General features: G+C 60.4%; 10 protein-coding genes. 2 read left to right on the top strand and 8 right to left on the bottom strand.

Annotation, left to right across the window (positions count from 1 at the left end; translation table 11 throughout):
• Positions 1-165: 165 nt before the first annotated feature.
• Complete coding sequence (locus RT567_RS10870; protein WP_313576393.1) at positions 166-981, bottom strand: hypothetical protein; 816 nt, start codon at positions 979-981, stop codon at positions 166-168.
• Positions 982-1,341: 360 nt separating this feature from the next.
• On the opposite strand from RT567_RS10870, the gene RT567_RS10865 reads away from it, so the two are divergent.
• Positions 1,342-2,274, top strand: a complete 933-nt coding sequence (locus tag RT567_RS10865) for a HEPN domain-containing protein (protein WP_313576392.1) — start codon at positions 1,342-1,344, stop codon at positions 2,272-2,274.
• 16 nt (positions 2,275-2,290) lie between these two features.
• Here RT567_RS10865 and RT567_RS10860 read toward each other — a convergent pair whose 3' ends face one another.
• Both RT567_RS10860 and RT567_RS10855 read right to left on the bottom strand, forming a co-directional pair.
• Positions 2,291-3,094, bottom strand: a complete 804-nt coding sequence (locus tag RT567_RS10860; protein WP_313576391.1) for a HEPN domain-containing protein — start codon at positions 3,092-3,094, stop codon at positions 2,291-2,293.
• Entirely contained in the window at positions 3,091-4,221 is a 1,131-nt protein-coding gene (locus RT567_RS10855) for a DUF262 domain-containing protein (protein WP_313576390.1), read from the bottom strand. Before RT567_RS10855 ends, RT567_RS10860 begins: the two co-directional genes overlap by 4 nt.
• Before the next feature lie 345 nt (positions 4,222-4,566).
• Between RT567_RS10855 and RT567_RS10850 the strand changes: the two genes are divergently transcribed.
• Positions 4,567-5,247 (top strand): hypothetical protein, encoded by a 681-nt coding sequence (locus RT567_RS10850; protein WP_313576389.1) that lies wholly within the window; start codon positions 4,567-4,569, stop codon positions 5,245-5,247.
• Here RT567_RS10850 and RT567_RS10845 read toward each other — a convergent pair.
• The 5 genes from RT567_RS10845 to RT567_RS10825 all read right to left on the bottom strand — a co-directional run bounded on the left by RT567_RS10845 (position 5,223) and on the right by RT567_RS10825 (position 8,186).
• A complete protein-coding gene (locus tag RT567_RS10845) occupies positions 5,223-5,744 on the bottom strand; it encodes a nuclease (protein ID WP_313576388.1) in 522 nt (173 codons plus the stop codon). The two genes, RT567_RS10850 and RT567_RS10845, sit on opposite strands and share 25 nt — an antisense overlap.
• Positions 5,745-5,925: 181 nt before the next feature.
• A complete protein-coding gene (locus RT567_RS10840; protein ID WP_313576387.1) occupies positions 5,926-6,105 on the bottom strand; it encodes a hypothetical protein in 180 nt (59 codons plus the stop codon).
• 11 nt (positions 6,106-6,116) lie between these two features.
• Positions 6,117-6,317, bottom strand: a complete 201-nt coding sequence (locus RT567_RS10835; protein ID WP_313576386.1) for a hypothetical protein — start codon at positions 6,315-6,317, stop codon at positions 6,117-6,119.
• Positions 6,318-6,493: 176 nt separating this feature from the next.
• Positions 6,494-6,670, bottom strand: coding sequence for a DUF1328 domain-containing protein (locus RT567_RS10830; RefSeq protein WP_312205290.1), 177 nt, complete (start codon positions 6,668-6,670; stop codon positions 6,494-6,496).
• Positions 6,671-7,046: 376 nt separating this feature from the next.
• A complete protein-coding gene (locus RT567_RS10825) occupies positions 7,047-8,186 on the bottom strand; it encodes a hybrid sensor histidine kinase/response regulator (RefSeq protein ID WP_313576385.1) in 1,140 nt (379 codons plus the stop codon).
• Positions 8,187-8,281 lie beyond the last annotated feature (95 nt).

Below are 8,281 nucleotides of genomic sequence, written 5' to 3'. Positions count from 1 at the left end.
AAGGGGGTCCCTATTGCACGCCGATAGGGGGTCCCTTTTAGACGCCGATTGACACGCATGGGCTCGAACCAGCTTCTTCATGGGAACCTCCTGACTTGGGATTCAGGCCGAGACAACGGCTTTGGTTCCCGGTGGAAGACCCAGAGCGAGGTTGCCGCCTCGACGTCAGTCACGTCGCAGGGCGCGTGGCGGCTGGTAACGCTCCCCGTCGAAGGGAAGGAGGATGGTTCGCGACGGCTCGGCTCGATCGGTCGAGCGACATTCCCCGCCCTTGTCCGGCTTTGAAGCGCTCCGGGTCCGGCGTTCCAGCACCGATATGTCCTGACCATGCTGACCCGGCCTCATGCGCAGGATCCGTTCGGTCGCGACGGTTTCCCCGGCGCAGGTCAAATCCCATGATCCGGTGCTGCGGAAGACCACCAAATCCTCGAGAACTCTCGACAAACCGCCCGCCCGGACTTCGAACAGGGACAGGGTCGTCTCCAGAAAGGGATTGGGTCGCGAACTTCCGCTCCATTCGCGCTTCACGCCGAACGCCAACCGATCGGAACCCAGGACGTAAGGGGCTGTGTCGAACGAGACGCCTGACAGCCGGATGGCGTCGTCGTCCATGGCGTGAGGAAGGCGAAGGCGTTGGCGCGGCGACCCGGAGGCTTCATCGACGACCAGCACGTCCAGGTCCCCGGAAGTCCCGTCCGATCTGACCTGAGCGATCAGCGGAACCGCGACCAGCAAAAGGCCCGGCCGACCACGCCAGCGCCGACAGACGATGGCGTGAGGATTAATCGATGTGTCGGAAGGAAGGGTAATGGTGCGATCGCCTGCCCGCAGGAAACCTTCGCTCTGCGCGACGGCGCCGGGATAGGCCAGGCGCACGATCGTCTCCACGTCGCCGCACTCCCGGTCCTGGGCACTGGCCAGGCTTGGCGCGAGCAGCGCCAGCAGCAGAACCAGCGCGCCCGAACTCCATCGGCCTGTCATCGGGCTTTCCTCACGCATGCTGCATTTGTCCGGACGTCATCATGCCGGGTGTTCGCACGATCAGTCACGCTCTGGATGAGCCGGTCTCGCCGCGACTTGCCTCCTCGGACCGGACCGGCGACAGTCGCCGCGTCCCCGGCTGGCCGCCGCTATGTACAGGCGCAAGCTAAAGGCGTCGGCGCACGAGCTCTCGTGTTCTCAACTGCCCGGCGGACACCACCCCTCATTGTGGCGCTTGGATGAGAGGGGAGGTAGGCTTGGACGGAATTGATTTGGGGCGCGGAAGGCACGGGATGCGAACGCAGGCGACAGTCATGATGATCGATCCGGCGACCTTGCGGATGCAGGGCGGACGCCGTCATGCGCGCTGACCTGGATCACCTGCCGGCCAAACAGCAGCGCGAGCTGGAGCGCGTCCGCACGACCCTGCTGACCGAGTTCGAAGCCGCAATCAAAAGCGGGGGCGGGGGCACCCAGCCCTGGCGACGCGACGGCCGGGTGCTGAAGATCATCCTGTTCGGATCCTACGCCCGCAACGACTGGGTCGACGAACCCGACAACGGCTATCTGTCCGATTTCGATCTGCTGGTGATCGTCAGCCATGAGAAGCTGACCGACATCGCCGACTACTGGTACGTCGCCGAGGACAAGATCCTGCGCGATCCCGCCGTGGGGCGGACGGTCAACATCATCGTCCACACCATGGCCGAGGTGAACCAGGCCCTGACGCGCGGCGAGTATTTCTGGACCGACATCCTGCGCGACGGTGTGACGCTCTATGAGTTGCCGGGCCATCCGTTCACCCAGCCCCAGCCGATGACGGCAGTCGAGGCGCGGGATACGGCACAGCGATACTTTTCAAAGTGGAATGAGAGCGTCGATCGATCGTTGGAGACTGCAAAGGATCAGCTTGCGAAGGGCGCGGACCTCGGTTGGAGGCGGGATGCAGCGTTTTCACTTCATCAGGCGGTGGAGCGAGCCTACGTTTGCTTCTTGCTTGTTCACACGTTTTATTTTCCTCGCTCACACAACATCAAGTTCCTGCGCTCTCTCGCCGAAGATACCGACAAGCGATTGACCAGCGCTTGGCTTCGGGAGGGGCGGTCGGATCGACGGCGCTTTGAGCTTCTCAAACGTGCCTATGTGGAAGCGCGCTACTCTGAAGAATATGATGTGAGCTTGGATGATTTAGGTCACCAATTCAAATCGGTAGCGCGCCTTCGGGATTTGGTCGTCGCCGCCTGCGAAGAGCGTATCGCAGGGCTTTCTCGAGCCGCCGAAGCCGACGCCTGAGGGCGGACGAAATGACTCAACTCACTCTAGGTGCTGCCACATAAGTCGCTGCCGCATAGAGCAGTCCGTGCATAAGGACTTCAAGCTTTATTATGTCGCGCTGCAAGCTTAGGGCGTCGGTATCGTTTTCTAGCGTGTCACCGTGTGCGACCGAATGTCGTCGTGTCATGATGTCGTCGATGAAGACGTGCCAAAGAGTAGAGCTCGCTTCCGTTTTTCTGAATTCGAATTTGAACTCGCTTGGCAGGTGCCTGTAGGGGTAGGTGTGAAGCCGTGATCGTAGTGACTTCAATTTTTTTCTAAGTATCCATGTGGAATTGTTGTCGTTATTGAAGACGATGTCGAATAGTCCTCCTGACATCGACGAAACTATGTTTGGCACTCCAACCTTTTCCATGGCTGCATCGATCACGGCAGACGTTGGGTTTTTGTTGGAATTCTCCTTGTACGTGAATGCCTTCATATCGATCGGGACAGAGTTCTTTTTGAAAAATTCTGTCAGTTGGCGAACGCGTTGCTTCACTTCTTTTTCTGGCACGCCTTCGAAGTGGGCAATCCGTTCGCAAAATGATCTCTGCATCACAGAGGGCATATTGGCAAAATTGCCAATCCGGTCGTTGAGGTCGTCTACAAGTCCGGAGGTGATGCCCTTTAGAAACCCTTCAAGATGGGCGGCGAGGAGAACCGATGTAGCTCGACAAAGGCTATTGTAGAGCGACTCGTCTTTGCCTTCTATTATTCGTGCATGATCAACGAGACGATTGAGCTCGTTTAATCTTCCCGGAAGTGACGTCGATAGTTCGAAAAGCGCTGTTGTCATTGCTGCAATAGCGCGGCGACAGCATTAATCCGATGCATAACTTTTGCTGCGTCGTTCACACTGCCTGATACCGAAGCGAAAAAGTCTGGGTCGGCAAACAAGGCTCGAACTTGTCTAATTTTTGCTTCGACAAGGTCGGCATCATTCTCAATTTGGGTCACGGTGAAGGTCTCTGCCAAACCGATTGCCAGGGCGTCGAAAACGGCCGCATTGAAGCTGGACATCCGCTTTTCGTTTCCATCTGCTAGGCGCCACTTAGCAAAGGGTGCTGGCCCGCCCCTTACATGAAGGAACTTCATGTAGGTTTCAAATTCTTCCTTCCATTCCTGGAGCTGATCTTCGGGCAGGCTGTTAAATTCAACCTGGCTCGCAGTAAGGAACTCCTTGAAGCCCTTTCGGAAGCCGCGATAGCGACCGTGGCTCAAGGCGAAGAAACGAAGCACAAGCTCAGCGTCCTCCATTTTCTGCACCTTGGGGCTGTCATCCGGGCGATTAACATCTACTTGAATTAGGTCCCGGAAATAGTGAGTCTGAGCGAGCTCTTTGACTAACTCATTGAAGGGGCCGCGCGCAGTTGCGTTCCTTAGCTCCTGCGCCTCAAGCTTGACTGATCCCGTGTTTAGCCGCTCGAAAATATCGAACTTAATTTGGGCATCAACCGTCGAGTCGATACGCATACACCGAACAGTTCTCTCTTCGAGTCTCCTCACAAGGAATGAGGGTAGAGATTTGTAATATGCGCCGTTTAGCTCTGGAAGTGTCTCCAGACCTTCCAAAGGAAAACGGTTTCGAAGGAAGTCGTGGATAGCTGTCAATCTTTGTTGACCATCGATTACCGTATAGCGCGAGCTGTCTTCCGATATCTCGTCGTCCACATCAACATCCTGAGATATGAAAACCACAGGAATTGGGATGTTTAGAATTAGGCTTTCGATCAATCGGGACGACGTTTCGCGTGTCCACCGGTGTCGTCTCTGATAATCAGGGTCCAGTTTTATGGACTTTCGGTCGATACGTTTTGCCAGTGTTTCAAGATCATATTCAACGGTCTGAGTTTTAACCGTACGTTCACGGGCTTTTTGCTGAATTAGATCTAAGTTTTCTTGCAGCGTGCGCTCGTCGGCCATGACTTATCTCAATTGTCCGACGTAGCGGTCGGTGCAGGGAATATGACACGGCAACGCTGCTGGCTGAACCCCTAAGCAGCGTTCGGCGAAAGGCGGGCGCGGGTGCAATGGAGCGATTCTACACCAAGCGTTCTGAGTTCAGCCGGATTCAGGGGGGCGGACGTTCTTGTAGCGGCGAGAATGAAGCGATCCGGCGACGGTCTGCGGGCCGCCGCCGGATCATGCCGTTCGGGAAAAGGTCGGAATCCCTGCGGCGCTCAACTATAAGCTTTGCCGTGAGGTCGTGTCTGCCTGTTTGGATTCGACGCCGTGTGCCGCCCGTCGGGCGCTGAAAGGAAAGCTGTCATGAGATCCGTTGTCGTGCTGGCCGGCGTCGCCGCCCTGGTCGCCGGGTGTTCCGATCCCAAGGCCGCTAGCAAGAAGAATTTCGAGACGGCCATAAACGACTGGATCAACGTGAACCCGCCCTGTCTATCGCTGCCCTACAGCGGCGTGAGAGCTGCGGATCGCGCCGCCGACGCCGGCGTCTTCCCCCTCTATATCGAGGCGGCGGTCAGCGAACACCCTGTGCGGCTGGAAAACCAGAAGAAGGCGGCGGCGCCCTTTGAGGCCCTGGCCGCTGCGGGCCTGCTTAAGGGCGAGCCGGCGGAAATCACGCAGAGCGGGTTCTTTGCTGGACCTCAGCCCAAGCTGGCCGTCGTCGCCTACAGCCTGACGCCTGAAGGCGAGAAGGTGTTCAGCGCCAAGGGCAGCTCGCGCATGCTGGCCAGCCCGTCCTTCTGCTACGGCGAGCCGCAGGTGAAGGAGATCGTCCGCTTCACCGAGCCCGGCGACATGATGGGCATGACCCTGTCTCAGGTCGAATACACCTGGCAGCTGAAGAACATGCCGGAGTGGGCGAAGTCGAAGGCGATGCAGGACACCTTCCCGCAGCTGGCGCGCGACAACGCCGAGATCCTCGAAGGTAAGGCCGCGGTTGTTCTGATGAACGAGGGCTGGATTCACGAGAAGGCGATGCGACGCTGATCTCGGGAGCCGCATAGGGCGCGCTGACGGTCGAACTTCTCCCACACCATGGTCGTGCCGCTGCGGATCATGGCGCAGTTGATCTCGACCTCGGCGGACGTCCAGCAGATTGCGGTCACCCGGTTGTAGCTTTGACTGACCGGCTCGCAGCTGATCGTTCGGTTCGCCGCCAGACGGCGTAGCTCTGTGGTTGCTGACGCCGCGGTCGCGGCAGGGCAGGGGTGGCCCGGCGAACAGGTTTCGTCGACCTCCCTTGCAGCGACGGCGTGCAGACGGACGCGCGTCCCGTCGGCGCAGCGCAGGGTGTCGCCGTCGTTCACATAGGCCACCTCGCAGAGGAAGCGTTCGGCGGCGGGCTGCGACGCCTGCACGTCCAGCATCTGTCCAATCTTGGGCACAAGACGGCTCAGATCGTCATCGAGAGGCCAGTAGAAGGCCGTCGCGAACACCGCCGCTGCAACGGCCGCGACAACCGTCCCGAACTGCGCCCGGGACAAAAGCAGCCGCCCCGCCAGAAGGTTTCGGGCGGGGCGGGAACGGGGGCGGGGACGGGAAACGCGCATCGAGACAACCTGCGCGCACCGGGTTTAGAGAGGGTTGATCCCCTGGTCTCAAAACCGCGCCCTATTGAGGCTCGCGTGTGATGCCGGGATACGCACAGGGCCGATGACTTTCGGTCTAGTCCGGATTTGCGATGGGCGGGGTCGTTGATGGCCGGCGGCCCTCATCCGGGTCTTCGCCCTCGGCCTTCGAGGTTTCGTGGCGAGCCTGCTTCTGCAAGCTGTCCTGGTCCTGCGGGTCGTCGTTCGGACCGGCGTTGTTGTCCTGTGTGCCTGTCTTGGGTCGGGTATCGGTCATAACGGCTCTCCTCAGTTTCCTGTGCCAAAGCCGTCCGGGCCGCCGGCGCCGGCGGCGCCCTTTCCGCCAGAGGCGGGCGCCGGGTCTTCCTTGCCGGGCTGCCGCTGGGCCTGATCGCGAAGATGCTCGCGCTGTTGCGGATTTTCATCCGGCTGCGGCGTGTTGGTTTCCGGATCCTGTTCGCGGTCCGGGTTCGGTTGAACGTCGGTCATGTCGTTTCTCCCTGTGAGTTGCAGGAAGGGAAGGGGCGGCGGAAACGGGCGTTCCTACGGCGCCGGTACACGATAAGTTTGGATGCGGGCCGGGAACCCTGACGCCGGGCTGCGGACGTGAAAAAGGCCCCGGCGACGGGCCGGGGCCTCTTCGGCGGGGCGACTGAAGTCGGGCCTCAGATTCGCGGGCCGCGTCCGCGCATGCCGCCAACGACCAGCGAAACCACGAACAGAATGACGGCGATGACGGCGATGAATTTGGCGATCTCGAACGACATGCCCGAGATGCCGCCGAAGCCGAGCACGGCGGCGACAAGGGCGACGATGAAGAAGATTATGGCCCAACGAAGCATGGAATGGTCCTCTGAATATTGTTGACGGAGGTGAACCTTCGACCCCTCCATGCCGATCATTCGACCCCCGACCAACGCCCTGCATTCTTGACCGTTCCGTTCCTGTCCCGGCGTCGGCGGCTCTGAACCCTGTGCAGAATTTCGCCGAGAATCGTCGATGCGGCGCGGCGCCGAAAATACGTCTTGCCAAGCCGGAGCGTTGAATCAGGCTTGCGGTGCGTCTGATTTGACGCCGGGGCGTGAGAACCTCGCTTGAGCGAACCCTTCCGACGCGAGGCGCATCGGAGGAAATCAATGACAAGATAGGGCCTTTGGCTGGGCGCGGTCGTCTGCGCTGCTGATGATGAAGTGGCGCTTTCGCGGCGCGGGAACGCCGTCAGGCCGCAAGCGGAAAACGGAGGGTGAAGCAGCTGCCTTGTCCGGGGCCCTCGCTGGCCAATTCTATAGCTCCGTCATGCATTTCGACCAACTGCTTGACCAGCGCCAGCCCTATGCCGAGGCCTTCGCGCGAGCGATCGTCAGGCCCCTTCGACTGTGTGAACAGATCGAAGATGCGGCCCTGCATGTCATGCGGCACGCCCACGCCGTTGTCGGCGATGTCGATCCGCACCTCGTCCTGGACGACATCCGCGGAAACACGGATTTGTCCTTCGGACGGCGTGTACTTGGCGGCGTTGGTCAGCAGGTTGCTGACCACCTGCGACAGGCGGGTGAAATCGCCATCGAGCCACAGGGGCTGGGAAGGCAGGGCGACCGTCAGGTCATGCGCGCCCGCCTCGATCTTGAGGCGGCTGGTGTCTACGGCGGACTCGATGACGCTCTGCAGGCTGACACGCTCGCGCTGGAGGGAGATCTTGCCCTGGTCGATCCGGGCGACGTCGAGCAGGTCCTCGATCAGCCGAGAGAGGTGGTGGGCTTGAACCTCCATCCGAGCCTGGATGTCGGCCTTGAGGTTCTTGTCCGACTGGCGCTCCAGAAGCTGAAGACCGGCGCGGAGCGCCATGATCGGGTTGCGCAACTCATGGCCCAGCATGGCGATGAAGTCGTTCTTGCGGCGGTCCGCCGCGCGCAGGGCGTTGGCATAGGCCTCCAGTTCATCGCGCTGGGCGAGAATCTCCCTGCGCTGGCGATAGAGGTCGATGAAGACGTTCGCTTTGCTGCGCAGGATGTCGGTTTCAATCGGCTTCTGGATGAAGTCGACAGCTCCGGCCTCATAGCCCCTGAACCGTCGCTGCAGGTCGGCGCTTCCTGCCGTGACGAAGATGATGGGGACGTGGCGCGCGTTCATATTGCCGCGCATGAACTCGGCCAGCTGGAAACCGTCCATGCCCGGCATCTGCACGTCCACCAGGGCTAGGGCGACATCGTGGACCAGCAGCAGCTCCAGCGCCTCGTCGCCCGAGCGGGCCTTCAGGCAGACGATGTCCTCCCGCTTCAGCAGCGCCTCCAGCGCGAGCAGGTTCTCTTCAAGGTCGTCGACCAGCAGGAGGTGAATCGGCTGTTCCGGGCTGCTCATTCTGTTTCGAGACCTTTCAGATGTTCGGCGATGCCTTCGAGCGGCAGGGCGACGGCCGCCGCGCAGGCGTTGCGGGCGGCCTGGGGCATGGCCTG

This window comes from Brevundimonas sp. (genome assembly GCF_032107865.1).
In the GTDB taxonomy this organism is placed as follows: domain Bacteria; phylum Pseudomonadota; class Alphaproteobacteria; order Caulobacterales; family Caulobacteraceae; genus Brevundimonas.
The sequence above is the reverse complement of the archived record's forward strand: the minus strand, read 5'-3'. Positions and strand labels throughout refer to the sequence as shown.